This window comes from Stenotrophomonas beteli (assembly GCF_001431665.1).
Taxonomy (GTDB): Bacteria; Pseudomonadota; Gammaproteobacteria; order Xanthomonadales; family Xanthomonadaceae; genus Stenotrophomonas; species Stenotrophomonas beteli.
On the sequence record NZ_LLXV01000099.1, the window covers coordinates 43,099 to 69,392 of the forward strand.

Annotated in this window: 24 protein-coding genes and 1 tRNA gene; 11 read left to right on the forward strand and 14 right to left on the reverse strand. The window is 67.2% G+C overall.

The annotated features are described in order from the left end of the window. Nucleotides 1–52: 52 nt before the first annotated feature. The 3 genes from ARC23_RS19975 to rimK all read right to left on the reverse strand — a co-directional run bounded on the left by ARC23_RS19975 (nucleotide 53) and on the right by rimK (nucleotide 2,244). Nucleotides 53–535 carry a hypothetical protein gene (locus tag ARC23_RS19975; RefSeq protein WP_057498809.1) on the reverse strand — a complete coding sequence of 161 codons (483 nt, stop codon included), beginning with the start codon at nucleotides 533–535 and terminating at the stop codon, nucleotides 53–55. A gap of 95 nt (nucleotides 536–630) precedes the next feature. Further along, complete coding sequence (locus tag ARC23_RS19980) at nucleotides 631–1,110, reverse strand: hypothetical protein (protein ID WP_057498810.1); 480 nt, start codon at nucleotides 1,108–1,110, stop codon at nucleotides 631–633. A gap of 255 nt (nucleotides 1,111–1,365) precedes the next feature. Further along, nucleotides 1,366–2,244, reverse strand: a complete 879-nt coding sequence (gene rimK / locus ARC23_RS19985; protein WP_057498830.1) for a 30S ribosomal protein S6--L-glutamate ligase — start codon at nucleotides 2,242–2,244, stop codon at nucleotides 1,366–1,368. A gap of 168 nt (nucleotides 2,245–2,412) precedes the next feature. On the opposite strand from rimK, the gene ARC23_RS19990 reads away from it, so the two are divergent. Further along, the gene (locus tag ARC23_RS19990; protein WP_224328455.1) at nucleotides 2,413–2,778 is read left to right on the forward strand and encodes a hypothetical protein; all 366 of its coding nucleotides are present in this window, start codon (nucleotides 2,413–2,415) and stop codon (nucleotides 2,776–2,778) included. Between the two features lie 80 nt (nucleotides 2,779–2,858). Continuing rightward, complete coding sequence (locus ARC23_RS19995; protein WP_057498811.1) at nucleotides 2,859–3,296, forward strand: acyl-CoA thioesterase; 438 nt, start codon at nucleotides 2,859–2,861, stop codon at nucleotides 3,294–3,296. On the opposite strand, the gene ARC23_RS20000 is transcribed toward ARC23_RS19995, so the two are convergent. Continuing rightward, nucleotides 3,297–4,484, reverse strand: a complete 1,188-nt coding sequence (locus ARC23_RS20000; protein WP_057498812.1) for a hypothetical protein — start codon at nucleotides 4,482–4,484, stop codon at nucleotides 3,297–3,299. A 112-nt stretch (nucleotides 4,485–4,596) separates the two neighbouring features. On the opposite strand from ARC23_RS20000, the gene ARC23_RS20005 reads away from it, so the two are divergent. After that, nucleotides 4,597–5,427 (forward strand): PoNe immunity protein domain-containing protein, encoded by an 831-nt coding sequence (locus tag ARC23_RS20005; protein WP_057498831.1) that lies wholly within the window; start codon nucleotides 4,597–4,599, stop codon nucleotides 5,425–5,427. 335 nt (nucleotides 5,428–5,762) lie between these two features. Here ARC23_RS20005 and ARC23_RS20010 read toward each other — a convergent pair. Further along, a tRNA-Gly gene (locus tag ARC23_RS20010) sits at nucleotides 5,763–5,836 on the reverse strand. A gap of 141 nt (nucleotides 5,837–5,977) precedes the next feature. Then, nucleotides 5,978–7,810 (reverse strand): autotransporter domain-containing esterase, encoded by a 1,833-nt coding sequence (locus tag ARC23_RS20015; RefSeq protein WP_057498813.1) that lies wholly within the window; start codon nucleotides 7,808–7,810, stop codon nucleotides 5,978–5,980. Between the two features lie 207 nt (nucleotides 7,811–8,017). On the opposite strand from ARC23_RS20015, the gene thiS reads away from it, so the two are divergent. From thiS to ARC23_RS20035, 4 genes are all read left to right on the forward strand, one after another. Then, nucleotides 8,018–8,218, forward strand: coding sequence for a sulfur carrier protein ThiS (gene thiS / locus ARC23_RS20020; RefSeq protein ID WP_057498832.1), 201 nt, complete (start codon nucleotides 8,018–8,020; stop codon nucleotides 8,216–8,218). Nucleotides 8,219–8,334: 116 nt separating this feature from the next. Then, the gene (locus tag ARC23_RS20025) at nucleotides 8,335–9,129 is read left to right on the forward strand and encodes a thiazole synthase (protein ID WP_005410813.1); all 795 of its coding nucleotides are present in this window, start codon (nucleotides 8,335–8,337) and stop codon (nucleotides 9,127–9,129) included. Further along, nucleotides 9,129–9,863, forward strand: coding sequence for a tRNA (guanosine(46)-N7)-methyltransferase TrmB (trmB, locus tag ARC23_RS20030; RefSeq protein WP_057498814.1), 735 nt, complete (start codon nucleotides 9,129–9,131; stop codon nucleotides 9,861–9,863). The genes ARC23_RS20025 and trmB overlap by 1 nt, the downstream gene beginning before the upstream one ends. Before the next feature lie 27 nt (nucleotides 9,864–9,890). Further along, on the forward strand, nucleotides 9,891–11,738 hold the full coding sequence (locus ARC23_RS20035; protein ID WP_057498815.1) for an SLC13 family permease: 1,848 nt from the start codon (nucleotides 9,891–9,893) through the stop codon (nucleotides 11,736–11,738). 246 nt (nucleotides 11,739–11,984) lie between these two features. Here ARC23_RS20035 and ARC23_RS20040 read toward each other — a convergent pair whose 3' ends face one another. Further along, on the reverse strand, nucleotides 11,985–12,320 hold the full coding sequence (locus ARC23_RS20040) for a Rieske (2Fe-2S) protein (RefSeq protein WP_057498816.1): 336 nt from the start codon (nucleotides 12,318–12,320) through the stop codon (nucleotides 11,985–11,987). Between the two features lie 178 nt (nucleotides 12,321–12,498). On the opposite strand from ARC23_RS20040, the gene ARC23_RS20045 reads away from it, so the two are divergent. From ARC23_RS20045 to ARC23_RS20060, 4 genes are all read left to right on the forward strand, one after another. Beyond that, entirely contained in the window at nucleotides 12,499–12,780 is a 282-nt protein-coding gene (locus tag ARC23_RS20045) for a hypothetical protein (protein WP_019660189.1), read from the forward strand. 75 nt (nucleotides 12,781–12,855) lie between these two features. Then, nucleotides 12,856–13,572 carry a fumarylacetoacetate hydrolase family protein gene (locus tag ARC23_RS20050; protein ID WP_057498817.1) on the forward strand — a complete coding sequence of 239 codons (717 nt, stop codon included), beginning with the start codon at nucleotides 12,856–12,858 and terminating at the stop codon, nucleotides 13,570–13,572. Nucleotides 13,573–13,626: 54 nt separating this feature from the next. Continuing rightward, nucleotides 13,627–14,031, forward strand: a complete 405-nt coding sequence (gene mscL, locus ARC23_RS20055) for a large-conductance mechanosensitive channel protein MscL (protein WP_057498818.1) — start codon at nucleotides 13,627–13,629, stop codon at nucleotides 14,029–14,031. Between the two features lie 243 nt (nucleotides 14,032–14,274). Then, nucleotides 14,275–15,696, forward strand: a complete 1,422-nt coding sequence (locus ARC23_RS20060; protein WP_057498819.1) for a M28 family peptidase — start codon at nucleotides 14,275–14,277, stop codon at nucleotides 15,694–15,696. 161 nt (nucleotides 15,697–15,857) lie between these two features. On the opposite strand, the gene ARC23_RS20065 is transcribed toward ARC23_RS20060, so the two are convergent. The 7 genes from ARC23_RS20065 to ARC23_RS20095 form a co-directional block, all read right to left on the reverse strand. Continuing rightward, nucleotides 15,858–16,691, reverse strand: coding sequence for a TrmH family RNA methyltransferase (locus ARC23_RS20065; RefSeq protein ID WP_057498820.1), 834 nt, complete (start codon nucleotides 16,689–16,691; stop codon nucleotides 15,858–15,860). After that, entirely contained in the window at nucleotides 16,684–18,204 is a 1,521-nt protein-coding gene (locus ARC23_RS20070) for an alanine/glycine:cation symporter family protein (RefSeq protein ID WP_057498821.1), read from the reverse strand. Before ARC23_RS20070 ends, ARC23_RS20065 begins: the two co-directional genes overlap by 8 nt. A 169-nt stretch (nucleotides 18,205–18,373) precedes the next feature. After that, nucleotides 18,374–18,958, reverse strand: coding sequence for a GNAT family N-acetyltransferase (locus ARC23_RS20075; RefSeq protein ID WP_057498822.1), 585 nt, complete (start codon nucleotides 18,956–18,958; stop codon nucleotides 18,374–18,376). Beyond that, nucleotides 18,951–22,076 (reverse strand): efflux RND transporter permease subunit, encoded by a 3,126-nt coding sequence (locus ARC23_RS20080; RefSeq protein WP_057498823.1) that lies wholly within the window; start codon nucleotides 22,074–22,076, stop codon nucleotides 18,951–18,953. The genes ARC23_RS20075 and ARC23_RS20080 overlap by 8 nt, the downstream gene beginning before the upstream one ends. Then, complete coding sequence (locus ARC23_RS20085; protein ID WP_057498824.1) at nucleotides 22,073–23,179, reverse strand: efflux RND transporter periplasmic adaptor subunit; 1,107 nt, start codon at nucleotides 23,177–23,179, stop codon at nucleotides 22,073–22,075. Before ARC23_RS20085 ends, ARC23_RS20080 begins: the two co-directional genes overlap by 4 nt. A gap of 273 nt (nucleotides 23,180–23,452) precedes the next feature. Then, the gene (locus ARC23_RS20090) at nucleotides 23,453–25,516 is read right to left on the reverse strand and encodes a TonB-dependent copper receptor (protein WP_057498825.1); all 2,064 of its coding nucleotides are present in this window, start codon (nucleotides 25,514–25,516) and stop codon (nucleotides 23,453–23,455) included. A 71-nt stretch (nucleotides 25,517–25,587) separates the two neighbouring features. Further along, nucleotides 25,588–26,019 carry a DUF2946 family protein gene (locus ARC23_RS20095; RefSeq protein ID WP_057498826.1) on the reverse strand — a complete coding sequence of 144 codons (432 nt, stop codon included), beginning with the start codon at nucleotides 26,017–26,019 and terminating at the stop codon, nucleotides 25,588–25,590. Nucleotides 26,020–26,294 lie beyond the last annotated feature (275 nt).

Consider the following 26,294-nt stretch of genomic DNA (forward strand, 5'->3'; position numbering starts at 1 on the left):
AGGGACGCACGGCAGGGTGACCGTTGGCGGGGGCCTGCGGAAGCGTCAGCCATCAGCGCCTGAAGTTCTTGTCGTCCGGCGGGAAGCTCTGGATGCCATTGAGCACCTTGCGGCTGTCCTCCTGCGCCTTGCGGCGCTGGGCGACCGTCATGCAGACACTCTGCGGCATGTTGCTGCCGGTGGAACGCTCGCGACGGCAGACCATGCGGCTGTCGGCACGCGCCCGGGTCAGGATGGTGTTGATCACTTCCTGGTCGTTGAAAACGGCGGTCTGATCGTTCGGGCTGAGTTGCTCCACGCGCTCGTGCTCGCCCATCCGGTCGCGGATACGGCCCAGCGCCTGCTGCACGCGGCTCTTGTCCTCCAGGCCGATCTCGCTGTAATCCTCGGAGTTGATCGCGGCTTCCACTGTGCGCAGCTGTTCGGCCACCGGTGCGCTGCCATCGAGCTTCACGCTGCCCTTCTCGGATTTGGCCTGCGCGGTTGTGGCCAGGGCCAGGCCCAGCACCAGGGTGAGGGATATCATGCGCTGCATTGTCTTCTCCATGTCGTCCATGAGTGGAACGTCCGCGCTGCGGTTGCACCGGCGCTCCGCAGGGGAGCGCTGGCGCATGCCCACAGACGGTGCGATCAACGCCCCGCGGGCGGCGGTGCGAGGGTGTTGTAGCTGCGCTGGTCGTTGATCAGCGCCTTGCCCTTCTCTTCGATACGGCGCCGCTCGGCCACCGTCAGGCAGCGGCTCTTGGGCATGTTGCTGCCGGTGGTGCGCTCGTACCTGCAGATCTGCCGGCTGTCGTCGTGCCCGCGCACCAGCAGGGTGTTGATCCGCTCCTGCTCGTTGAAGACTTCGGTCTGCAACTGCGGCGGCAGTTCCTGCACGGTCTGGCGCTCGCCCATGTGCTGGCGGATGCGCGACAGCGATTGCTGCACCTGGGTGCGGTCCTCGAGGGACAGTTCAGCGTATTCGGGAGTGCCCAGGGCGGTTTCCACCTGGCGCATCTGTTCGGCCACCGGCGCCTGCCGGTCCATCTGTACAGCGGCTTTCTCTGGTTTGGCGGCAACACCACCAGACAGGCCCAGCAACAACGCGATCATCATGATGCGGTACATGCCAACCCCCCGATCCATCCCGGAACGAAGGCCCCACTCTACGACCCTCACGCGGCCTCCACAAGGGACTGGCGCTGCTGCCCCGCAGCATAAAAAAGGCCCAGACGGTGCACCCGCCTGGGCCTGAAGTCGTATCCCGATTACCGATCCTGCTGAGAGGCAGAGCTGCGGTTCGCTGAAGCCTACGCCGGGTTCGATTAAAGCCTTGTTAAAAGGCCGACTCACGGGTGATGAGATTCTCAAGGCACTGAATAATCAGGATTTTTTCAGCTTCTCGACATGCGCGATGATGCGGGTGGCGACATCGACGCCGCAGGCCGCCTCAATGCCCTCCAGGCCAGGCGTGGAGTTGACCTCCAGCACCAGCGGCCCGCGCGCGGAGCGGATCAGATCCACGCCACACACCGACAACCCCAGCGCCTTGGCCGAGCGCACCGCCACCTGTTGTTCGGCGCGGCTGGCCTTGGCCGCCACAGCGGTGCCACCGGCATGCAGGTTGGAGCGGAAGTCGCCTTCCGGGGCCTGCCGCTGCATCGAGGCCACCACCTGGTCACCGACCACGAAGCAGCGCAGGTCGGCGCCCTTGGCCTCACCGATGAACTCCTGCATGAGGAAGTTGGCGTACAGGCCGCGCAACGCCTCGACGATGCCGCGCGAGGCGCTGGCTTTCTCGGTGAGGATCACGCCGCGGCCCTGGGTGCCTTCGTTGAGCTTCACCACATGCGGCGGCGGCCCAAGCATGGACAGCAGGTCCACGGTGTCATCGGGGTTGTCGCCGAATACCGTCACCGGCATGTCGATGCCCTTGGCCGCCAGCAGCTGGTGCGCACGCAGCTTGTCGCGCGAGCGCAGGATCGCATCGGAGGGATTGGGGGTGCGCGCGCCCATCAGCTCGAACTGGCGCAGCACGGCGGTGCCGTAGCGGGTGATCGAGGCACCGATGCGCGGGATCACCACGTCCACCCCGGTCATCGGCCGGCCCTTGTAATGCATCGAGAAGCCGTCGGCGGCGATGCGCATGTAGCAGCGCAGCGGGTCGAGAATGCGCACTGTATGACCACGTGCACGCGCCGCCTCGACCAGCCGGCGGGTGGAATACAGGGAGCTGTTGCGGGACAGGATGGCGAGCTTCATCGCGGTGGGATCGGTCGGCAGGCGCGAAGCATAGCGCGGGCGTGTGGCGGGCGGATGATGCCCCGCAGGCCGCCGCATCTGCGTGCATGCCGGCGCTGTGCGAAGATGCCTTTCGCCGGCCACAGGACAGGACACGGCCGGCTTACATGAATCCAAGGAGAACCACAGATGCGAATGGGAATTCCGCTGTTGTTGCTGTTTGGCCTGGTGGGAGGCGCCGCGGACGTACAGGCTGCGCCGACCCATGCAGTCTCCCGGCTCTACTTCGATGCCAACAACACCCTGATCGGCCAGGGCCTGCGCTACTGCACGGGCAAGACACAGCACCAGGGCGTTGCCTCACACGCCAATACCCGCTGGATCGATGTTTCCTACGCCTGCCAGGGCGATTCGACCGACGTTTCCTACGGCAGCTGGGTGCCTGCGCAACTCCGGCAGGACTTCTGCACGCTGTATGACGCCTGCACATCACTGATGCCGTGGCCGGAACCCGGCCTGCCCGGCACCCTCGGCAATGGCTTCTACTCTGACTGACAGCTGATAGCCGCCGTACTTTCTCCGGCGATGGCAGCATCGTCGCCGGAGATTCCGCCCACTACGCCCCCGGAGACTTCATGCCGCTGACGATCCTTCCGCGATTCTCCGAAGTGGACGTCCTCGGCCACGTCACCAACACCGCCCTGCCCGTCTGGTTCGAGGAAGGCCGCCAGGAGATTTTCCGGCACTTCAGCCGCGAAGCCAGCATGCGCGACCTGACGCTGATCCTGCGCCGCTACGAGATCGACTTCCTGCAGCAGATACAGCCAGGACACGAGGTGCGTATCGAAACCCGCATCGAGAACATTGGCCGCTCCTCGCTGTCGATCGTGCAGCAGGCATTCCAGTTCGATGCACTGGTCGCCAGCGGACGCTGCGTGATGGTGCATTTCGACTATGCGGCCAATACCTCGCGCGAGATCGATGCAGGGCAGCGACAGGCGTTGTCGGCGCTGTTTACCGAGGAGTATGCGCAACGGGGGCGCGAAGCAGGCGAGCCAGCCCCCCTGGCCTGATCAGGGAGCAGGGATGCGAAGGCTGAAGCGTCCATTGCGAACACGCAGTGGCAACGGAGTGTCCCGCCACTCCACGGGTAGCCCCAGCGAGGTGTGTACTGTCGGGCGGCGCGTGATGTCGTCAACCGCCCAGTGTTCCTCGTAGGCCTCGCATCGGAGCGTGCCGTCATCACCGGCCTCGATCACGTCGATCCAGGCCCCAATCCGGGTCTTGCCGCTGCCGCCCATCGCACGGCGGCCAATGGCCTGCCAATGCCCCTGCCAGTGGACGAGCCATACGCCCTCGATGGGACGCAGATCGCCATCAAGCACGCTGCCCGCTACGGCCACGCATCGTCCGGACGGGCTGGCGATGACCGTCTCCAGATCACACGCGTGACGATCACTGGCCTCGCCATCAAGGCAGAGGGCGTACGGACAGATGCGCGCGAAGAGGGCCGGATGCGCGGTCAGGCGCAGGTCGTCGGGAAGCAGCGGGATGGCCTGCAGCACCCGGCCATCAGGCAGGACATGCCGCAGCACCTGTGGCAACCCGGCGGCCAGCGCCGGATGCTCCTGTTCCAGCCATAGACCCCGGCAGGGGCGCAGCGTGGTTGATCGACCGGGAAGATCCCGCAGCCACATCGCGGCTTCGGCATCCCCGCCAAGCTGCCGGCGCTCGTGCAGTTCCTGCCAGAACAGGCTGGGAACAATCGCCAACAGGTGCGTCACCCTCTTGTCCGCTTCGTCGTAGACAATCACGGCTTCGCTGCGATCACTGTAGCCACTGGCCACACGCAGCGCGCTGCCCGCCAGCGCCTGCCAATCGCCGCTGGCATCGTGGCTGCCCGCAGTGGATACACCCTCGACGATGGCGCCATCGCGCAGCATCAGGGTGCCGTAGGCCGGCCCGCCCATGCCCAGCTCACCCCAATCCAACAGGACGTCATGCGTGGGCGGCCGGGTGGCGAAGGGCAGCTTCGCGCGCGAGCGCAGCAGTGCGCCACCTACGGCATCGCCGACCAGATCCAAGCGCTGCAGCACGCCGCCCAGGGCAAGGCAAGCGACCAGGCCAACGACCACACCCCAAGGCGACCACCACGCCACGCAGATGGCGACCCATATCAGGAATGGCAGCCACTGGGTGAAACGGCGGAGGGCGATTCGATCAACGGTCATGCGGGCTTGATGGCAGCGACTGCGCACCATTGAAGCCGTCAACGATGTGCCAGGCAATGGGGTTCGAACCGGCAATGCCGCTAGACTCTCCGTGACGATGGAATCGATGACTGCCGTGAAGCGCCGGAATCCGCTGCAGGCAATGTTGCCGCGATGGAGAGCACTGGCAAAGGCCCCGGGCCGACCGCGCCGTACCCTTCGCCTGCCTGATTGGCAGGCGGACTGGAACTCAGGCATGGCCTTGCTTGCGCGCCATGCGCGCGACCGCGGTGAATCTGCGGAGAAACCGCTGCAGGGGCATGCAGCCCTGGAGCATGCCCACGGCTGGGAGACGGCCGCACAGACCGGCAGCAACCTGCTGCTGAAAGGCATCGACCGAGGCTTCGCGCCCGTGGCATTGCAGCAGCTGCATGCCGACGTAGCAGATCTCTGGCTCGAGCATGCGCGTTTGCTGGCCGTTGCCCGGGACAGCCTGCAACAGCAAGGCCACGACATCGCGCTGGCTGCGTCGTTGCAACCGCGTACAACGCAGCACTACGAATACGCACTGCAACTGTTGTCACTGGGCGTGCTGCTGGATGCGCAGGAGCGCCTGCCGGCGCTGGTGGAGAAGGTGCTCTGCTTCGACACCGACCGCGTACTGGACTACCTGACCGCGCCGGCGCTGGGCCTGGTGGAAGCCAGTGATGAGGTCTTTCATCCACGACCGTTCGCCGAGCTGTTCGCGCCGCTGCGCGACGATGAAGCATTCGACCCTTCGCTGCTGGCCGGCTATCTGCAGGTGCAGTACCGCGACTTCTTCCTGCTGGCGCCAAAGGCCCAGAAGCGGACCCGACGCCTGACCGGGCCGAATGCATGGGGATACTGGGCGCTTGAGGTAGCAGCGCTGGTGGTGCTGTATGGCGGTGACGACGCCACATTGCGCACCTGCCCGCACTACCCTTCCGACCTGGTGGACTTCGCCCGGCGCTGAGTCAGGAGTGCGACCAGAACTCCTTCCGGTTGGATCGTCCTGAAAGAATCAAAGCAACGCCTGATGGGCACGAGTGCGGCGATCATTCACGCTCCGGGCAGCGGACGAGGGGAGGCAGGGATCAACGATCTTTTAGCATCCCAAGCCGAGCATCAACTGAACCCTGCGGCTCACGGTCGCGGCAGGCAGCGGAGGTTGCAGGAGCCCGTGTCGACGATTCAAACGCGATTGAAATGCGGCTTGTAAACACATCAGGGCGTTGCCGCCACACGCTGGATTTCGGCGTGGTTCAACCAGTGCGCTGCGTCTGGTTGGGGGTGAATACCCCGGAGACATGGAGCGGGCGATGGGAATCGAACCCACGTCAGTAGCTTGGGAAGCTACAGCTCTACCATTGAGCTACGCCCGCGTTGCAGGGGGAAAGTCTATGCGGAGCGGCCGGTGTTGCGCAATGGCGGCCGCCACATCCGCCGGGCACGGCCCGGCGCTACCGTGCAGCAACGGGGCCGGAGCCCTTTCCTTGCGGAAAGGGAGCCGACCCCGCCCAGGATCAGAAGCTGCCGCTGAAGCTGGCGAAGATCGAGGTATCCATCGCACGCTTCTGCAGCGTGGTCGCGCTCAGGCCGATGTTGCTCTGCAGGCCGAACAGGTCCATGCGGGCCCCCAGGATGGCGGTCGCATAGTTCTTGTCGAACGCCATGCCCGGCACGCGGTACATGCCCACGTCCGGCAGGCTCTGCACCCATGCGCTGGCCTGCTTGGTGTCCTCGAACTCGTGGTCGTAGGTCACCTGCACGTACGGCTTGACGCTGCCGCCGTCGAAGCGCGCCTGCCAGCCGATGCGGCCGACGGTGGAATCGACGTCCTGCCTGCCGTAACCCAGGGCAGTGGCCAGGGTATTGGCATCAGCGGTTTCGGTGTAGCCGTCGACCTTCACCTTCTGCCAGATCACCGAGGCGATCGGGCCGTGGCGGAAGCCGCCTTCGGTGCCGAACTCGTAACCGGCGTTCAGGGCGGCGGTCAGGTTGCTGCCGTCCGGCGAGCCGCCGTGTTCACGGGTGGCCGGCCCGAGCTGGACCTTGCGGTTCACGTCATAGGACAGCCAGGTGTAGCTGACCTGGCCGTTGACCCAGATGCGGTCGCCGTACCAGCCCGCGAACAGGCCGGCGGTGGTGTCCTTCTGGGTGAAGTCGCCACGGCTGTTGCCAAAGTCGGCGTTCATGCGACCGAAACCAGCGAAGCCGCCGAAGACCATGCCGTCACGTGCCCAGTCGACACCGAACAGGCCGGCCGGCGCCATGCCGTCGTACAGATCGGCGTGGTCGTAGCGCTGCATGTCGCCGCGCAGGCCGCCCCACCAGGACAGGCCATCGGCCGGACGGCCGGCCTGGTGCAGGCTGACCTGGTCGGCGCGCGAACGACCGATGGTCTGCGCCGAGTGGGTCAGGACCTGCTGCAGGCGCGGGCCTTCCAGGATCGAAATGGCGTACTGGCCCAGCATCTGGTGCGCAGCCGTGGTCGGGTGCACGTCATCGGCGAACAGGTAGGTGCTGGCCGCATCCGGGCGCACATAGGCCAGCGGGCTGCAGGTCAGCGACGAGGCCACCAGGCAGGCGCGGCCGGTGACGTTGCTGAAACCGTACATGCCCGGGTTGGCGATGATTTCGTGGAGCAGGGTATAGGTATCGAGCGGGATGAACTCAATGCCGGCCTGCTTGAGGCCACCGTACAGCGCGTTGTTGTAGGCGGTGGACAAAGCGGTGCCCTGTGCGCGCGCGGCGGCGCCACGGTCGATGAAGCCCGGGGTGGAGCCGATATCAGGCAGGTTGGGCACCAGCACGTACGCTGCACCGGCCTGCTTCAGGCTGGACACGATGCCGATCTGGGTGCTGACCGCCGCGCCGATGACCGCCGGCGCCTGGGCCGGGGCAGTGATCGAGAACAGGTCGTTGGCGCCGCCCCACACGGTGTACAGGGCATTCGGGTCGGCCTTGCCACCGTTGGCGGCCAGATAGTTGGCCATCTGCGTCTTCAGCGAGGGCACCGCGACGTTGCCGAGTGCCGGCTGGGTCAGGTCGACGCCCACGCGGGCGCCACCGACGGCGTAGTTGTCACCGGCCTGGCCGTTGCCGTTGGGGCTGGCGTTGGTGCCGTAATAGTCGGCCACGAACTGCGCCCATTCCCAGCCCGGGTTGGTGGTGGACTGGCCGGTGACCGGGCGCACGTCGGGCGGCAGCAGCGGGCGGAAGTAGCCGCTGTCGGTCAGGCTGTCGCCGAAGAAGACGGTGCGGTTGAACGGGGATTCGCCTGCCATGGCCGGAAGCGCGGCCAGCGCGATCGCAGCCGCCATGAGGGAGCGGATCGGGCGTTTGCTGAGCAGCATGTAAGAAACTCCTGTGGGGATGTCGTTGAGGATCCGGCGCACGTACGCCGGCGCACGGTGAATGGTTTCACCGCACCGCCGTTTGCTCACGCTGCGCCGCCGCATGGATTGTCGCCGCCCTTGGCCACGCCCGGGTGTGCCGCAGATGGCGGAGCCGGCGATTTGCAAGGGTTCCGATCCGAGCAGGCCATCAGCGACAATGTGCGCATGGACATCCAGCTCAACGGCGAACCCCGCACCCTGCCCGCTTCGGCGACCCTCCACGACCTGCTACAGGCCGAGCAGTTGCTGCAGCGCCGGGTGGCGGTGGAGGTCAACGGCGAGATCGTCAGCCGCAGCCGTCATGGCGAGCACGTGCTGGCCGAAGGCGACGTGGTGGAGATCGTGCACGCGCTGGGCGGGGGCTGAGGCTGCCCGGGTCTTCAGGGGTCAGATCCCTTTGCAGTGGCAAAGGGATCTGACCCCACGCTCGACCCCGCCCATTGCGTGATCCCATCTTCAGGCGGATAGGCGATAATCGCGTCATGAACGTTCATGTCTCCCCCGATTCGCTGGTGATCGCCGGCAAGACCTATGGCTCGCGGCTGCTGACCGGCACCGGCAAGTTCAAGGATCTGGAAGAAACCCGCCTGGCCACCGAGGCCGCTGGCGCCCAGATCGTCACCGTGGCCATCCGCCGCACCAACATCGGGCAGAACCCGGGCGAGCCGAACCTGCTCGACGTGCTGCCGCCGGAGCGCTACACGATCCTGCCCAACACCGCCGGCTGCTACACCGCCGAGGATGCCGTGCGCACCTGCCGCCTGGCCCGTGAGCTGCTGGACGGCCACAACCTGACCAAGCTGGAGGTGCTGGGCGACCAGAAGTCGCTGTACCCGGACGTGGTGCAGACCCTCAAGGCCGCCGAGCAGCTGGTCAAGGATGGCTTCGAGGTGATGGTCTACACCTCCGACGACCCGATCCTGGCCAAGCGACTGGAAGAGATCGGCTGCGCTGCGGTGATGCCGCTGGCCGCGCCGATCGGCTCGGGCCTGGGCATCCAGAACAAGTACAACCTGTTGCAGATCATCGAAGACGCCAAGGTGCCGATCATCGTCGACGCTGGCGTCGGTACCGCCTCCGATGCGGCGATCGCGATGGAGCTGGGCTGCGACGGCGTGCTGATGAACACCGCCATCGCCGGGGCGCGCCATCCGGTGCTGATGGCCAGCGCCATGCGCAAGGCGGTCGAGGCCGGCCGCGAAGCGTTCCTGGCCGGGCGTATCCCGCGCAAGCGCTACGCCAGCGCATCTTCTCCGGTGGACGGGCTGATCGGCTGATGACCAATCCTTTCGACAGCGCCGGCTCCAAGGCCCCGCCCAAGCCCTTCACCGTGAGCGAAGGCCGCCGCGAAGTACGCAGCTTCGTGCTGCGCCAGGGCCGTTTCACTCCCGCCCAGCAGCGCGCGTTCGACGAACGCTGGCCGCGCTTCGGCATCGACTACAACGGCCAGCCGCGCGACCTGGACGCCACCTTCGGGCGGACGGCGCACAAGGTGCTGGAAATCGGCTTCGGCAACGGTGCGGCCATGCGCTTTGCCGCCCAGCATGATCCTTCGCGCGACTACATCGGCATCGAAGTGCACGCGCCCGGCGTGGGCCGGCTGCTGAACGCTCTGGCCGAGGACAACGCCGACCACGTGCGCCTGTACCACCATGATGCGGTGGAAGTGCTGCAGAACGAGATCGGCGACGGCGCGCTCGACGAAGTGCGCATCTACTTCCCGGACCCCTGGCACAAGAAGCGCCACAACAAGCGCCGCCTGCTGCAACCGGCGTTCGCCGAGCTGATCGTGCGCAAGCTGCGCCCCGGTGGCCGCCTGCACTGCGCCACCGACTGGGAAGACTACGCCGAGCAGATGTGGGACGTGCTCGACGCCACGCCCGGGCTGGTCAACCGTGCAGGCCCCCGGGGCAGCGTACCGCGCCCGGACTGGCGCCCGCAGACCCACTTCGAGACCCGCGGCCAGAAACTCGGCCATGGCGTCTGGGACCTGCTGTACGACCGCACCTGACCATCGCCTGAGGACGCCGCGCCCCACATGGATACCGCGCTGACGCTGACCAACGACATGAAGCTCGTGCTCGGGCTGGTCGGCTTCACGATGGCGATGTTCCTGTTCGAGCGCATCCGCGCCGACGTGGTCGCGCTGGTGGTCCTGGTGGTTCTCGGTGTCACCGGCCTGATCGCGCCGGAGGAGATCTTCGGCGGTTTCTCCGGTAACGCGGTGATGAGCATCATCGCCACCACCATCCTCGGTGCGGGCCTGGACCGCACCGGCGCGCTTAACCGGCTGGCCGCGTGGCTGCTGCGGCGCGGCCACGGTGTCGAGCAGCGTCTGCTGATGATGACCACCGCCATCGCCGGCCTGAACTCGTCCTTCATGCAGAACCCGTCGGTGATGGCGCTGTACCTGCCGGTCGCCTCGCGACTGGCGGCGCGCACCGGGCTGACGATGCAGCGCCTGCTGCTGCCGATCTCGGCGGCGATCGTGATGGGCGGCGCGCTGACCATGGTCGGCAACTCGCCGCTGATCCTGCTGAACGATCTGCTGGCCTCGGCCAACAACAACCTGCCCTCGGGCCTGGCCACCATCGAACCGCTGCGCATGTTCGCGCCGCTGCCGATCGGCGTCGCCCTGCTGATCGCTTCGCTGCTGTACTTCCGCTACTACGGCGACCGCAAGCTGGTGGAAGAGGAAAGCCTGGTCAACGATGGGGTCACCCCGGCGCGCACCGAAAGCTACTTTGCCAAGACCTATGGCATCGAAGGCGATGTGTTCGAGCTGGTGGTGACCGCCGAAAGCCCGCTGGTGGGCATGACCCTGGGCGAGGCCGAGAACCTGCACGATGCCCCACTGCTGCTGGCCCTGAAGACCGGCAACGACACCCGCCTGGCGCCGCCGGCGGAGATGCGCATCTGGGTCGGCAGCGTGCTCGGCGCGATGGGCCCGCGCGAGCAGATCAACGACTTCGCGCAGAACCAGTTCCTGCGCATGTCGTCGCGGCTGAAGCATCTGGGTGACCTGTTCAACCCCAGCCGCGCCGGCATTTCCGAGGCGGTGGTACCGCCTACCTCGAACGTGATCGGCAAGAGCGCGGCCGACCTGCGCCTGCGCAAGGAGCGCGGCATCAGCCTGCTGGCGATCAACCGCGACAAGCAGGTCATCCGCGAGGACGCGCGCGACGTGCAGCTGCGCGCAGGCGACATGCTGGTCTTCCACAGTATCTGGACCGACCTGGCGCAGGCCGCCAAGAGCCGCGACTTCGTGGTGGTGACCGACTACCCGACCGGCGAGCAGCGCCCGCACAAATTCAAGATCGCGATGGCGATCTTCGCGCTGACCATCCTGATCGCGCTGACCAGCAAGCTGCCGGTGGCGCTGACGCTGATGACCGGCGTGGCCGGCATGCTGCTGACCGGCGTGCTGCGCATGGATGAGGCCTACGCCTCGATCAACTGGAAGACGGTGTTCATGATGGCCGGGCTGATTCCGCTCGGCTGGGCGATGGACTCCAGCGGCGCAGCGGCGTGGGTGGCCGGCCATACGATCGACAAACTGCCCACCGGCATTCCGTTGTGGGTGCTGGAGGTGGCGCTGGCGTTGCTGACCACCGCGTTCTCGCTGGTGATCAGCCATGTGGGTGCGACCATCGTGATGGTGCCCATTGCGGTGAACCTTGCATTGGCGGCCGGCGGCAACCCGACCGCGTTCGCGCTGATCGTGGCGCTGTCGGCCTCCAACAACCTGATGACGGCCTCCAACCCGGTGATCTCGATGATCACCGGTCCGGCCAACTACACCCCGCGCGAGATGTGGCGGGTCGGCGGCCCGCTGTCGCTGATCTACACCTGCGTGGTGGTGTTGATGATCAACCTGATGTTCTGAGTGTCGGGTCTATCGGCAGGGCTGCGCCCTGCACCCGCCGAATCAACGTCAACACGTCAAAGGCTGGCATTCCGTGGGATGGCGGGGCACTGTGGGTTTGCGGGGACGCCGTGCCCCGCCTTCGACAGTTTCACGCGGCTGGTGGTGGGTGCCGACCGTTGGTCGGCACGGATCTCGCTCTGGTAGCTGTCGACCTTGGTCGACACGGCATTTGTAGAGTCGAGCCATGCTCGACTGCTTCTGGCTTCAGGCCAGATAGACCTGCCCATCGCGCACGTCCACCGGCACAGCGCGCAGGCGGTCGCCCTTGCAGGGGCCGGCAATGCAGTCGCCGCTGTCCAGCGCGAACGAGGCACCATGCGCGGCACACACCAGATGACCCTCGCGGCTCTTCAGGAACTGGCCCGGCGCCCAGTCCAGGCGGCGGCCGGCGTGCGGGCAGATGTTCAGGAAGGCGCGCACCTGCTCGCCGTCGCGATACAGCAGCAGCGACTCGGCATCACCCTCAACCACCGCTTCGACCTCGGCAAATGCCCCATCGGCAAGGGTTTCAAGGGCGATCAAGGCGACGGCGGCAGTCATGGCGAAGGCTCGGACAGTAAAATCGCATTGTCGCACGCCTGCTCAGGTGACTGGCTGTGACATGAACACAAGTCATTGATTGGTAATAAGCCTTGGCTATATTTAACGAGTTTTTCACTCAATGACAGTGGCACGTCCCGATACTCTGGTTTCGCTGATCCCAGCCTATCGAGCCGCCATGTTCAATCGCGCATCCGCCTTCAACCAGTTCCGCACCCTGTTCGCGCCGCGCAAGCCGCGCCACCCGCTGGTGCGCGTTGCCGTGGGCCTGCTTGGCCTGGCGATCCTGGCCGCGATGGTGTTCATCGGCGTGTTCGTCGGTGCCGCGATGATCCTGGTTGGCTTGGCCTGGAAGCTGTTGGCCTCGCGCAAGCCGGGCGCCGCGCGCCCGGTCGACCCGACCGTGGTCGAGGGCGAGTACCGCGTGGTGCGCAAGCCGGTACTGCCGGCCTCGCGCTGATCCACGTGTGCGGCGCCCGCTGACGGCGGGCGCCATGCGTTCTAGACTGCGGGCACGCCCTTCCTGGATGCCCGCATGTCCGATGTCTCCGATGTGATTCCTGCCGCAGCCCTGCCACGTGTACCGGTGGTGGGCGGTGGCAGTTTCCCCGTGCACCGCGTCTACTGCGTCGGCCGCAACTTCGCCGACCACGCCCGCGAAATGGGCGCCGCCGTGCCGGCCGCCGATGACCGTGGCCGCCCGATGTTCTTCTGCAAGCCGGCCGACGCGATCGTGGTCGGCCACGACGATGCGATCCCCTATCCGCCGGGAACCGCCAACCTGCACCACGAAGTGGAGCTGGTGGTGGCAATCGGCCGCGATGCTCCCGCAGGCGAGCTGGCCGTGGCCGACGCCGAGGCGCTGGTCTACGGCTACGCCGTCGGCCTGGACCTGACCCGACGCGACCTGCAGGCCGCCGCCAAGGAAAAGGGCCACCCGTGGGATGCAGCCAAGGGGTTCGATGCCTCCGCGCCGATCAGCGAGATCGTGCATGCCGCCGAAGTGGGCGATCTGGCCGCGTTGAATCTGTCATTGGAGGTCAACGGTGAAGTGCGCCAGCAGGCGCTGCTGGACCAGATGATCTGGAACGTACCGGAGATCCTGCACGAACTGTCCAAGCTGTGGCAGCTGCGTGCCGGCGACCTGGTGTTCATGGGCACCCCGTCCGGCGTGGCCGCATTGAAGCCCGGCGACCGCTTCAGTGCACGCCTGGAAAACGTGGCCGAGCGCCACGGTGTGATCGCCGGCTGACATCACCTGCGCTACCCTGCGCGCTGTCCACTTCCCCACCGGAGAAAAACAACAATGGGAATGCTCACCGAGTTCAAGGAATTCGCGATGCGCGGCAACGTCATCGACCTCGCCGTCGGCGTGGTGATCGGCGCGGCCTTCGGCAAGATCGTCACCGCGCTGGTGGAGAAGATCATCATGCCGCCGCTGGGCTACCTGATCGGCCGCGTGGACTTCTCCAGCCTGGCCTGGACCCTGTCGCCGGCCCACCTGGGTCCGGATGGCAAGGAGATTCCGGCCGTGGTGGTTGGCTACGGCGACTTCATCAATACCGTCATCCAGTTCGTGATCGTGGCCTTCGCCATCTTCATCGTGGTCAAGGCGATCAACCGCCTGTCGCGCAAGAAGGAAGCCGCTCCCGCGGCCCCGGCCGAGGAAGTGGTGCTGCTGCGAGAGATCCGCGACAGCCTGAAGAAATAAGGGTACCGGGCGCCTATGGGCGCCCCTCCCAGCTGTAGAGCCGAGCCCACGCTCGGCTGATCTGCAAAAGGCAGCCGAGCATTGGCTCGGCTCTGCAGAAGCAGGCGAAAGCCCCGCCCCGGCGGGGCTTTCGCTTTGCTGCATCTGGCGGAAAACAGCATCCGCGCCAGCCATGACCTCCCGCCCATGCGCTGGCCTGAACGACTGTTAAGCTCCAAGGCTTGGTCCCTTCCGGAGTTGCCCATGCGTCGCCGCGTCCTTGCCATCGCATCCTCCCTCGCCCTGCTGGCCGCACCGGCCTTCGCGGCGCCGCGCACCACCACCCTGCCCCCGGCCTCGCTGGCGACCGCCGCACAGCTGCGCGACCAGGCGTTGGCCGACGACACCGGCTGGAAAGTGGTCGAATCGCTGACCACCGAGATCGGCCCGCGCATTGCCGGCAGCGAAGCTGACGCGCGTGCCGTGGCCTGGGCCGAAGCCAAGTTCAAGGCGCTGGGCTTTGACAAGGTGTGGAAGGAGCCGGTGACGTTCCCGAAGTGGGAGCGCCGCAGTGAACATGCCGCCGTAACCGGCAAGCACCCGCAGCCGCTGCAGATCACTGCGCTGGGTGGCAGCCCGGGCGGCACGGTGGAAGCCGAGGTGGTGCGCTTCGCTGACCTGGCCGCGCTGCAGGCCGCACCGGCCGGTTCGCTGAAGGGCAAGATCGCCTTCGTCGATTACCAGATGCTGCCGTTCCGCGATGGCCGTGACTACGGCCGGGGCGGCGCGATCCGCAGCAAGGGCCCGTCCGAGGCCATCCGCAAGGGTGCGGTCGGCTTCCTGATGCGCTCGGCCGGTACCGACTCGCACCGCGTGCCACACACCGGTATTACCCGTTTCGATGAGGGCCTGACCCCGGTGCCGTCGGCGGCGCTGTCGGTGCCCGATGCCGACCAGCTGGCGCGCCTGCTGGCCCGTGGCAGCACCACGGTGAAGGTGGCGCTGGATTGCGGCTGGGATGGCACCGCCACCTCGTACAACGTGATCGGCGAGATCACCGGCCGCAGCCTGCCCAGGGAAGTGGTGGTGATTGGCGGTCACCTGGATTCGTGGGACCTGGGCACGGGCGCTGTCGATGACGGCGCAGGCGTGGGTATCACCATGGCTGCAGGCCACCTGATCGGCCAGCTGAAGCAGGCACCGAAGCGCACCATCCGCGTGATCGCCTTCGCCAACGAGGAACAGGGCCTGTATGGCGGCAAGGCCTACGCCGAAGCGCACGCCAAGGACGTGGCCCTGCACCAGCTGGCAGCCGAGAGTGACTTCGGCGCCGGCCGCATCTATGCCTTCAACACCGGTTCGCCGAACCCGGAAGGCTCGCGCGAAGCGACCAGGCAGATTGCCGAAGTGATGAAGCCGCTGGGCATCGAGTACCAGGCCGACAAGGGGGGCCCGGGCCCGGACGTCGGTCCGCTGGCCGCCAAGGGCGGTGCGTGGGCGTGGCTGGCACAGGATGGATCGGACTACTTCCACCTGCACCACACCGCCGACGACACGCTGGACAAGATCGACCCGAAGGCACTGGCGCAGAACGTGGCCGCGTATACCGTGTTCGCGTACCTGGCGGCGGAAGCCGATGGCAGTTTCGGCAGCGAGGCCAAGGCGACCACGCCGCCGAACGAATGATGCGGTAGTGCCGGGCCATGCCCGGCAAGCGCAGTGGCAGGAGCGGTGCGAACCAAGGTTCGCACCCACCACGGCGGGTCCTGAATCAGGAACCCGGCGGGGTCAGAGCCCTCGCCTGCGGCGAGGGATCCGACCCCGATCATGCGACCCCGGATACGGGTTCAGCCGCGGCGGCTGGCCCACTGCGCCAGCAATACCGCCGTGGCCGAGGCCACGTTGAGGCTTTCCACCGCACCACTGCCGGGAATCGAGACCTGCAGATCGCACTGGCTCGCCAGGCCACGGTCCATGCCTTCGCCTTCAGCGCCCATCACGTACACAAGCCGTTCCGGCAGGGACGCACGGAACACGTCGTCGCCACCCTCAACGAGGGTCGCGGCCAGCCCGAAGCCGGCCGCACGCAGCTGTGCCATCGCCTCCGCGGTCTCCGGCAGCTGCACCAGCGGCACCGCCTCGGCACCGCCCTCGGCCACGCGTGCGGCGGCACCGGACAGCGCCAGCGTGCTGCCGGCCGGCAGCAGCAGCGCCTTGACCCCGAAGTGTGCGGCCGAGCGCAGGATCGCGCCGAAGTTGTGCGGGTTGCCGACACCATCCAGCCACAACGCCAGCGCCGGACCTTCGCCCAGATCCGCCAGCCACTGCGCCAGCGGCACCACCGGCGCGCGCAGCACGTCGGCCACCAGGCCTTCGTGGTGCGTGGTAGCGGCCAGCTTGTTGAGATCGCCCTCTTCCACCACGCGATAGCCCACGCGGTTGGCCACGCACCACTTCAGCACCGGCTGCATGCGCGGAATCAGCGCGTCCACCAGGTACAGCTTGCGCAGCGCCTGCGGGCGCTTGGCGAACAGGGCCTGCACGGCGTTCCAGCCATACAGGCGCAGCTCGTCGTTGCCACGCCCCGGTGGTGGCGGGGTGCCGCCGTCACGCGGTGGCAGCGGGGTAGCCCGCGGCGGTCGCGACGACGGGCGGCGGGCGTTCTTCCAGGGATCATTCACTACGGGACAACTCCAGCTTGCGTTGACGCCAGAAATCGGCGTTCTTGATGCCCAGGGCATCGGGGTCGAAGGTCGGATCGAGGCCGAGCTTCTTCTGTCGTTCGTAATCACGCAGGGCCAGCATGGCCGGCTTCTGGATGATGAGGATGGCAATGATGTTCAGCCAGGCCATCAGGCCCACGCCGATGTCACCCAGCGCCCAGGCCAGGGTTGCATTGTGGAACGCACCGAACACCACCATGCCGATGATGCCCAGGCGCAGCACCAGCACGGTCAGCGGGCGCTTCCTGTTGTGGTTCACATAGCTGAGGTTGGTCTCGGCCATGTAGTAGTACGCCATGATGGTGGTAAAGGCGAAGAAGAAGATGGCGATGGACACGAACGCCGAGCCCCAGCCCGGCAGCACGGCTTCCACACCGGCCTGCGCGTAGCCCGCGCCTTCCGGAATGCCGGCCAGGCCCTGGAAGATCGGCGGGGCGCCGGCACCTGCCGGCGAGTACACGTTGTAGGTGCCGCTGGCCAGGATCAGGAACGCGGTGGCGGTGCACACCATCATGGTGTCGAAGTAGATCGCGAAGGCCTGCACGTAGCCCTGCTTGGCCGGGTGCGAGACTTCCGAGGCAGCGGCCGCATGCGGACCCGAGCCCTGGCCGGCTTCGTTGGCGTAGATGCCGCGCTTGATGCCCCACTCCACCGCCAGGCCCATCATCGCGCCGAACGCGGCGTGGGTGCCGAAGGCGCTGCTGAAGATGATGCCGAACATCTCCGGCACGCGATCGTAGTTGATGATCATGATGACGATGGCGGTCAGGATGAAGGCCGCCGCCATGAACGGCACCACCACTTCAGCGAAATTGGCGATGCGCTTGACGCCGCCGAAGATCACCACGCCCAGCAGCAGCGCCACCACGATGCCGATGCCCAGCTTCAGCGCCTGCACCGACTCCATGCCCATCGTCTGGCCATCCAGCGGACCACACAGCGCGGTGCCACGGCAGGCGTTGATGATGCTGTCGGCGATGGCGTTGGCCTGCACGCCCGGCATCAGGAAGCCGGCGGCGATGATCGTGGCGATGGCGAAGACCAGCGCGTACCACTTCAGGCCCATGGCCTTTTCGATGTAGTACGCCGGGCCACCACGGTAGCGGCCTTCAGCGTCCTTGGTCTTGTAGATCTGCGCCAGGGTGCATTCCACGTACGAGGTGGATGCGCCGAGGAAGCCCATCACCCACATCCAGAAGATGGCACCGGGACCGCCGAAGGCGATGGCGGTGGCCACGCCGGCGATGTTGCCAATGCCCATGCGGCCAGCCATCGACATGGCCAGGGCCTGGAACGAGGACACACCGGCGTCGGACTTCTCACCCTTGACGGTGAGGCGGCACATCTCGAGGAAGCCACGGATCTGCATGAAGCGCGTGCGCAGGCTGAAGAACAGGCCCGCGCCCAGGCACACGAAGATCAGTGCCTTGCTCCAGATGATGCTGTTGATGAAGTGTACGGTTGCTTCCACGCGCGCTCTCTCCAGTCGGCGGGTTGTAAGGACGTCCCGTCGGCTGGAAGGGACCGGTCGATTCTCCCTGATCGAAGGCCGCTGCGGTAGCGCCAGAAGACAAGGGGTCGGATCCCTTGCGCGCCGCGCGGGGGCTCCGACCCCGGTTCGCCCTTTTGGCGGGTTGGGGTCAGGGCAGCTGCGTGCGTACCCGGGCGAAGCGGCGCAGGTCGTGCAGCACGCCCCGCTTGTAGACCGCGCAGCGTTCCACGCCCTCTTCCTGGAAGCCGTTCTTCTCCAGCACCCGGGCCGAGCCGAGATTGAAGTCGACCACGGTGGCCTGCAACCTGAACAGGCGAAGTTCGTCCATTACCCACGGTGCGAACAGGCCGACCACCCGGGTCATCAGGCCCCGGCCCCAGTGGGCCTGGCCGAGCCAGTAACCCAGTTCAGCCATGTGCGCGCGTTCGGCGCTGCCCTGCTGGGCACCGATGCTGCCGCAGGCCTGGCCATCGATCTCGATGGCCAGCGCCAGCGTCCCCGGCGTCAATACGCGACCGGCAAGAAAGGCCTCGCCATCCTCGCGCGTGTACGGGTACGGAAAGCGGTCGCGCAGGCCGCGTGACACGTCGGCGTCGTTGGCGTGGTGCAGCAGCGATTCCAGATCATCCGGGCGCCAGGGGCGCAGGCGGAAACCGTCGCCTTGCAGGTTTGGGGTCAGAGCCCTTTCCCTTTGGGAAAGGGATCCGACCCCGTCGGCGTGCCGGTCAGGCATGACCGCCCACCGAGGGCGACTCGGCTTCCTGCTTCTCCAGCTCGCGCTTCACCGCTTCGGGCGAACGGGTGTACGGGGCCAGCCGCGCGTAGAACGCCGGCACCACGAACAGCGACAGGAAGGTCGAGAGGGTCACACCGAAGATGATCACGATGCCGATGGTGCCACGGCTGGCCGAACCCGGGCCACCGGCCACCACCAGCGGGATCGCGCCGACCACGGTGGCGATCGAGGTCATCAGGATCGGGCGCAGGCGCACCATCGCCGATTCGATGATCGCCTCGCGTACCGTGCGCCCGTCGTCACGCAGCTGGTTGGCGAATTCGACGATGAGGATGCCGTTCTTCGCCGCCAGGCCGACCAGCATCACGATGCCGATCTGGCTGAACAGGTTCACCGTACCGCCGCTCACCCACAACCCGACCAGCGCGCCGAGCACGCCCAGCGGCACGGTCAGCATGATGGTGAGCGGGTGGATGAAGCTCTCGAACTGCGCGGCCAGCACCAGGTACACCACCAGCAGGGCCATGGCGAAGGTCAGCAGCACCGCGCCGCCGGCGCTCTGGTATTCGCGCGATTCGCCCTTCCAGTTCACCTGCGCGTACTGCGGCAGCTCCTCGCGGGCCACGTTCTGCGCCCAGGCAATGGCCTCGCCCAAGGGATAGCCCGGCGCCAGGCCGGCGCTGATGGTAATCGAGCGCAGGCGGTTGAAGCGGTTCAGGGTACCGGCCTCGGCCACTTCACTGAGCGTGACCAGGTTGGACAGCGGCACCAGTTCGCCCGAGGTCGCACGCACGCGGATCGCGGCCAGGTCGGCCGGGCTGGCGCGGCCGTCGCGGCCGGCCTGCACCAGCACGTCGTACTCCTCGCCGTTGTCGACGAAGGTGGTGACCCGGCGCGAGCCCATCATGGTTTCCAGCGCCGAACCGATCGCGGTGACCGGCACGCCGAGATCGGCCGCACGCTGGCGATCGATGTTGACCCGCATCTGCGGCCGGGTTTCCTTGTAGTCCGAGTCCGGGCCGACCAGGCCCGGATTGTCGGCCATGCGCAGCAGGATGCGGTCGCGCCACTGCGCGATCTCGGCATATTCCGGGCCACCCAGCACGATCTGGAACGGCTGCCCGCCACTGCGCACCAGTCCGCCCCCGACCTGGGTACGCACACGCACGCCACGGATGGTGTCCAGTTCCTTCTGCAGTTCGTTGGCCACGTCCGGCGTAGCCTCGCTGCGCTGGCGCCACGGCTGCAGGAAGATGCTGACGCGGCCGGTATGCATTTCCTCGCTGGCGCCCCAACCGCCCGGCACGCGGGGGTTGGCACGCACGATCGGCTTGTCCGGGCCGACATGCGGTGCCAGCAGCGCTTCCACCTGCTGCACCTGCTGCACGGTGTAGTCGTAGCCCGCGCCTTCCGGGCCGTCGATCATGATCTGGAACGAACCGCGGTCTTCGGCGGGTGCCAGTTCCGACGGCAGCAGTTTGAGCAGGCCCCAGCTGGCGGCCAGCGCAGCCACCATCACCAGCAGGTAGATCCAGGTGCGGTCCACGTGGTGGTCGAGCACGCGGCCATAGGCGCCTGCGAGGCGCTCCAGATTGCGGTTGACGAAGCCATGCAGGCCACGCGGCGCGTGCCCGGTGTGCGGCTTGAGCAGCTTGGAAGCCATCATCGGCGTCAGCGTCAGCGCCACGAAGGCAGACAATGCCACCGCCGCAGCCAGCGCCACCGCCAGTTCACGGAACAGGCGCCCGGTGTTGCCTTCCAGGAAACCGACCGGCAGGAACACCGCCACCAGCACGGCGGTGGTGGCGATCACCGCGAAGGCGACCTGCGCGGTGCCGCGCTTGGAGGCCACCAGCGGTGGCTCACCCAGGTCGATGCGGCGCTGCACGTTCTCCACCACCACGATCGCATCGTCCACCACCAGGCCGATGCACAGCACCAGCGCGAGCAGGGTCAGCAGGTTGATCGAGAAGTCGAACGCATACAGCGCGATGAACGCCGCGACCAGGCACACCGGCACCGTCACCGCCGGAATCAGCGCGGCGCGGAAACTGCCCAGGAACAGCCAGATCACCGCCAGCACCAGGATCATCGCTTCCACCAGCGTGGCATAGACGCGGTCCACGGCGGCTTCGATGAAGGTGGTGTTGTCGAACGCGACGAAGATCTGCGTGCCCTTGGGCAGGGTCAGCGCCACACGCTCGGCCTCGGCACGCGCGGTGCGCGCCACGTCCAGCGAGTTGGCGGTGGAGGTTTTGACGATACCCAGGCCGATGCCCGGCTCGCCGTTGCTGCGGTAGTACGCGCGACGCTCGGCCGAGGCCAGCTCGATCTTCGCCACATCGCCCATGCGCACCACGTAGCCGTCGCGGCCCTTGCCCAGCGGGATGGTCGCGAAGTCTTCGGGCTTGATGTAGTTGCGCTCCACGCGCAGGGTGAAATCGCGGTCGGTCGACTCGATGCGGCCGGCCGGCAGTTCCACGTTCTCGTTGCGCAGCGCGGTTTCCACATCACCGGTGGTCAGCCCGCGTGCGGCCAGCTGGTCACGGTCCAGCCAGATCCGCATCGCGTAGCGCTGGCGGCCACCGATGCGGACCTGGGCGACGCCGTCGAGGCTGGAGAAACGATCGACCACGTAGCGGTCGGCGTAGTCGCTCAGCTCCAACGTATCCATGGTCGAGGAGACCATGTTGAACCAGATGATCGGATCGGCATCGCTCTCGACCTTGGCGATCTCCGGCGGGCGCGCTTCCTCCGGCATGCGGTCGGCGACGCGGCTGACCGCATCGCGCACATCGTTGGCCGCCGCTTCGATATCGCGGTTGGAGGTGAATTCGATGCTGACCTGCGAGCGGCCGTTGGTACTGCGCGCATTGATCGTATCGATGCCTTCGATGCCGGCCAGCGCATCTTCCAGTACCTGGGTGATGCGGCTTTCGATGACCGCCGCCGAGGCGCCGGTGTAATCCACCGATACCGAAACGATCGGCGGATCGATGGCGGGCAGCTCACGCAGGGTCAGGCGGGTGAACGACATCACGCCCAGCACCAGCAGCAGCAGGCTCATCACCACGGCGAACACCGGCCGCTGGATGGAAATGTCGGACAGCTTCATCCGCCGTGGCCCTCGGCCGCGACCGGCGCCGGCGCGTCAGCCGGCTTCGCACCACTGGCCGGCGCCGCGTCCTTGGCGGCGACCTTCAGGCCCGGGCGCAGCTTGCCGGTGCCGTCGACCACGATGCGCTGGCCCGCTTCCAGGCCCTGCCTGATCTCGACCACACCGGCACGGCGCGCACCGGTCACCACGTCCACGCGCTCGACGCTGTCGTCGCTCTTGATGCGGTACACGAACGTATCGCGACCGACCTGCACCACGGCGATCTCCGGCACCACCAGCGCCGGGCGCTCCGGGCGGAACAGCCGAACGTCGAGCAGCATGCCCGGGCGCAGTGCGTGGTCGCCGTTGGCGAAGTCGGCGCGCACGGTCACCGCACGCGTGGCCGGGTCGATGCGCGCATCGATGGTGCTGACCACGCCCTCGAAGGTGCGGCCCGGCCACGCCACGCTGGTGGCGCTGACCTTGTCACCGACGCCCAGCGCGGCCAGTTCCACTTCCGGCACCTGGAAATCGATGTGCATGTGCTCGATGTCATCGAGCGTGGCGATCACCGTGGTCGGCGTCAGCAACGTGCCCGGGCTGACCTGGCGGATGCCGAGCACGCCGGCGAACGGCGCGCGCACACGGCGGTCACCGATGTCGGCCTGCATCTGCGCGACGCGCGCCTCGGCGGCATCGCGGATGGACTTTTGCGTATCCAGCGTGGCGCTGGACACCAGCCGCTGCGTGGCCAGTTCGCGCTGCCGCTTGTACAGCTGGTCGGCCTCGTGGAAGGTCGCCTGCGCCTGCACCAGTGCCGCTTCCTGGGCCTGCCCGCGCAGGGTCACGATCGGCGCGCCAGCGGCAATGTGCTGGCCGCTTTCGAAATGCACCTTCTCGACGATCTCGCTGACCTTGGCCGTTACGCTGATCGACTCGCGCGCCTTGGCCGTGCCAAGCGCCTGCAGGGTGTCATTCCACGGCCTGGACTGCACGACCTGCGCGGTGACCGGCACCGCTTCCCCCTGCCGGCGTGCGGCGGCCTCCGGTTTGCCTGCGCACCCGGCCAGCACGGCCAGGCTGAGGCCGAAGGCCAGGGTCGAAGCGATACGAGCCAACATGAACGGTCCTCATTGATCCACGGCCGCCGAGTGTAGGCAAGGGCCTGCGAAAGCGGTATGTGCCAAGCGTTTACCGGCGTGGAACCGATGCCGCGATGGCGCCTTGAACCCGTTCCGTGCAAGGCCGAAGAGCGCGGTGTCGGCGTGTGTCGGGGTGTATCCGGCGCCCCATCGACGGCACTGTCATCGTAGAGTCGAAGCTGCCCGACAGAGGGCGTCGGGTGGGGGCGGATCCTGGCGGGGATCCGGCCCCGTTTTTTTTTGCCCGGCCGATCAGTACCGGTAATTCACCTTCATCCACACGCTGCGCCCGGGTTCGTTGATGCGAACCGGATCGGCCGGGAAGCCGAAATCGGCGCTGCCGGCCAGGTTCAGGTGCTCGCTGTAGGCACGGTCGAACAGGTTGTCGACGCCGGCGCTGAGCTGCAACTGCGGGTTGAAGCGGTAGGCCGCATTGAGTGCGAAGGTGGCGAACCCCGCGCTCGGCCCGAGGTCCTGGGCCACCACGTTGCCCTGTCCATCTGCGACACGATGCTGCTGGGCCACCGCGCGCAGCAAGGCTCCCGCGCTCCAGCGCTGGCCTTCCCAGTTGGCGCTCAGGCGGGCTTCCAGCGGCGGCATCTGCGGCAGCGGACGCTGCTGGTCGCGGTTCTCGCCCCAGGCGTACGCCAGCGTACCGCCCAGCTTCCACTGCTCGCCCACGCGTACATCCAGCCCCGCCTCGGCACCGGCGATGCGCGCATCGATGTTGCCGGCCTGGCTCATGCCCATCATGCCGCTGCCGTGATAGGTGAACAGGATGTAGTCCTGGACCTGCCCGGCGTAGGCCGAGACCCAGGCCTGCACGCGCGGCCCCTTGTACTGCAGGCCCACGTCGAGCTGGGTGGTGCGCTCGGGCTGGATGCCGGCAAACGCGTTCGCCGCACCGCCCGGACCGTGATCGGGTGAGAACAGTTCCCAATAGTCGGGCATGCGTTGGCTGTGTCCCAGACCGGCATACGCAGTCAGGCCATCGGCCAGATCCTGCTCATAGCGCAGGAAGCCGCTGCCCAGCCATTCCTTGCGGCGCTGGCCTGCGGTCGGATTGGGCATGTTCCCCATCATGCCGCGGATCGACTGCCGCTCATCACGCACGCCGGCGCGATCGATGCGCAGGCCGCTGATCCAGCGCTGGCCACTGCCGGCGCCCAACGTCAGTTCGGTGAACACGCCATAGCGGCGGAATTCGGCATCGGTTTGCCATGCGGCCTGCCTGTAGGCGTCGTGGCCCATGCCCATGCGGCCACGATGACGGCTGTCCTCGCCGTCCACACCGGCCACCAGCTGCACGCCCTGCCAGCGCCACTCGGAACTGACCCGGCCCCCCTGGGTACGGCGGTCCACGTTCGATGCCATCGGCATTGGCATCATGCTGTGCGGATTCGGCGTGCGCAGCGTGTAGTTGTCCATCACATGGTCGGCTTCGTTGTAGTACACATTGGCCTGCACCGTGTCCCAGGCGCCGCGCAGATTGCGCTTCTCGAAGCGTGCCGCGTAGCTGGTGCGCTCGAACGCGGCGCCGTCCATGCCACGCCCGGCGTAACGTGCGATCGCATCGCCGGCACCGGCGGAGACCTCCAGCAGCGTGTCCGCATCCGGCGTCCAGCCGACGGCCACGTCGCCATTCCACTTGCGCCACTTCGACGGCACCACGTCACCGTGGCCATCCTTGTAGTCACCGGCCTCGGAACGGTTGCCGCTGGCGCGCACATACCCGGTCGGGTTGCCCAGGGTCAGGTCCAGCACCTGGTCGTTGCGGTTGCGCGAACCGGCCAGCGCACTGGCATCGGCGCGCAGGCCCGGCTCTTCGAAGCGCGGCGTATCGCGTTCGAAACGCACGGTGCCGGCTGAAGCACCGGCGCCCCAGCGCACGCTCTGTGGCCCCTTGATGATGATCAGCCGGTCGAAGCTCTCCGGCGCGATGTAGGACAGTGGATTGTCCATGCGCGAGGGGCAGGCACCGATCAGGTTGCCGTCGTTGCTGAGGATGTTCAGGCGCGAACCGAACATGCCGCGCAGCACCGGGTCGCCATTGGTGCCACCGTTGCGGATGGCGGAGAAGCCGGGGACGGTTTTCAGGTAATCGGCGCCGTCGCTGGCCGGTACCGGCTGCCGTGGCAGGCGCGGATCGGTCTCCCAGTGCAGCGGCGAAGACGGCGCGGCGGCGGTGACCACCACGGTATCGAGGGTGCGCGCCTGCTCGGCAGGTGCAGCGTGGGCCAGCGACGCGGACACGGCCAGGCCAAGGGCCACCGGCAGGCACGCGCTGGCGCCCGCAGGGCGGGAAGTCATTTTCATCGGAACAGCTCCAAGGTACGCACGCGCGCACGGCGTCCGTCCGGACGTCGTGCGGCAGATTCATGGGGACATCAGCGGACGATGGAGCGGCGCGGTGGCCCACGCGCGGCGTGTGCCGGCCAGCGCAGCGCCGGCAGCACCTGCTGCGTCCACGCGAACGTCAGCCGTGGCCGCCACAGCAGCGGCAACAACAGCACCAGCACCGCCAGCCAGGGCAGCAGGCGCATGGCCAGCACGCAGTATTCGCAGGCGTCGCCGTGCATGGCGTGGGGTTCGGCCGGACGGCTGGGCGCAGCCGGCGCGGCGCCGTGCTGATCGTGCCCAGGCATGGCCATGGCGTGCATGTCATGACCCATGGCAGCGTGGCCCATGCCTGCCATCGCGGCGTGCTCCATCGGCGGCGCCTGCAGCGCGCGGCTGACCAGCGGCGCAAGCACCATCAGCAGCGTCGCCAGGATGGCGAGCTGGAGCAGAAGGCGTTGCGGGCGAGACAGGCGGGTCACCCCGCTAGTTTAGAGGGGGGGCCAGGGTTGCCCTGTGCGACGAACCGTCGCAGGCATTTGCGACACCCCGTCGCGGGGGTGTTCGGCAGGGCTGCGCCCTGCACCTGCTGAGAGCTGGAGCAACAGCAACAGCAGAAGCGGGCTTCCTGTGGGTAGGCGGGGTGGGTCCGGTTGCGGGGGACGCCGTAAATACGTCCATGTAGGCTCGGTCGCCGCATCCATGCGGCTCACGCCCCCGCAACCGGACCCACCCCGCCTTCGACAGTTTCCGGCGA

Bases quoted from the DNA above. Each gene is read 5' to 3' on its own strand.
- ARC23_RS20035 (WP_057498815.1), top strand. From the start codon at position 9,891: ATGGATACCGCGCTGACGCTGACCAACGACATGAAGCTCGTGCTCGGG.
- ARC23_RS19995 (WP_057498811.1), top strand. From the start codon at position 2,859: ATGCCGCTGACGATCCTTCCGCGATTCTCCGAAGTGGACGTCCTCGGC.
- ARC23_RS20060 (WP_057498819.1), top strand. From the start codon at position 14,275: ATGCGTCGCCGCGTCCTTGCCATCGCATCCTCCCTCGCCCTGCTGGCC.
- thiS (WP_057498832.1), top strand. From the start codon at position 8,018: ATGGACATCCAGCTCAACGGCGAACCCCGCACCCTGCCCGCTTCGGCG.
- ARC23_RS20050 (WP_057498817.1), top strand. From the start codon at position 12,856: ATGTCCGATGTCTCCGATGTGATTCCTGCCGCAGCCCTGCCACGTGTA.
- ARC23_RS20025 (WP_005410813.1), top strand. From the start codon at position 8,335: ATGAACGTTCATGTCTCCCCCGATTCGCTGGTGATCGCCGGCAAGACC.
- ARC23_RS19990 (WP_224328455.1), top strand. From the start codon at position 2,413: ATGCGAATGGGAATTCCGCTGTTGTTGCTGTTTGGCCTGGTGGGAGGC.
- rimK (WP_057498830.1), bottom strand. From the start codon at position 2,244: ATGAAGCTCGCCATCCTGTCCCGCAACAGCTCCCTGTATTCCACCCGC.
- ARC23_RS20045 (WP_019660189.1), top strand. From the start codon at position 12,499: ATGTTCAATCGCGCATCCGCCTTCAACCAGTTCCGCACCCTGTTCGCG.
- ARC23_RS20085 (WP_057498824.1), bottom strand. From the start codon at position 23,179: ATGTTGGCTCGTATCGCTTCGACCCTGGCCTTCGGCCTCAGCCTGGCC.
- ARC23_RS20005 (WP_057498831.1), top strand. From the start codon at position 4,597: ATGTTGCCGCGATGGAGAGCACTGGCAAAGGCCCCGGGCCGACCGCGC.
- ARC23_RS20040 (WP_057498816.1), bottom strand. From the start codon at position 12,320: ATGACTGCCGCCGTCGCCTTGATCGCCCTTGAAACCCTTGCCGATGGG.
- ARC23_RS20075 (WP_057498822.1), bottom strand. From the start codon at position 18,958: ATGCCTGACCGGCACGCCGACGGGGTCGGATCCCTTTCCCAAAGGGAA.
- ARC23_RS20000 (WP_057498812.1), bottom strand. From the start codon at position 4,484: ATGGTGCGCAGTCGCTGCCATCAAGCCCGCATGACCGTTGATCGAATC.
- ARC23_RS20015 (WP_057498813.1), bottom strand. From the start codon at position 7,810: ATGCTGCTCAGCAAACGCCCGATCCGCTCCCTCATGGCGGCTGCGATC.
- mscL (WP_057498818.1), top strand. From the start codon at position 13,627: ATGGGAATGCTCACCGAGTTCAAGGAATTCGCGATGCGCGGCAACGTC.
- trmB (WP_057498814.1), top strand. From the start codon at position 9,129: ATGACCAATCCTTTCGACAGCGCCGGCTCCAAGGCCCCGCCCAAGCCC.
- ARC23_RS20080 (WP_057498823.1), bottom strand. From the start codon at position 22,076: ATGAAGCTGTCCGACATTTCCATCCAGCGGCCGGTGTTCGCCGTGGTG.
- ARC23_RS19980 (WP_057498810.1), bottom strand. From the start codon at position 1,110: ATGTACCGCATCATGATGATCGCGTTGTTGCTGGGCCTGTCTGGTGGT.
- ARC23_RS19975 (WP_057498809.1), bottom strand. From the start codon at position 535: ATGCAGCGCATGATATCCCTCACCCTGGTGCTGGGCCTGGCCCTGGCC.
- ARC23_RS20090 (WP_057498825.1), bottom strand. From the start codon at position 25,516: ATGAAAATGACTTCCCGCCCTGCGGGCGCCAGCGCGTGCCTGCCGGTG.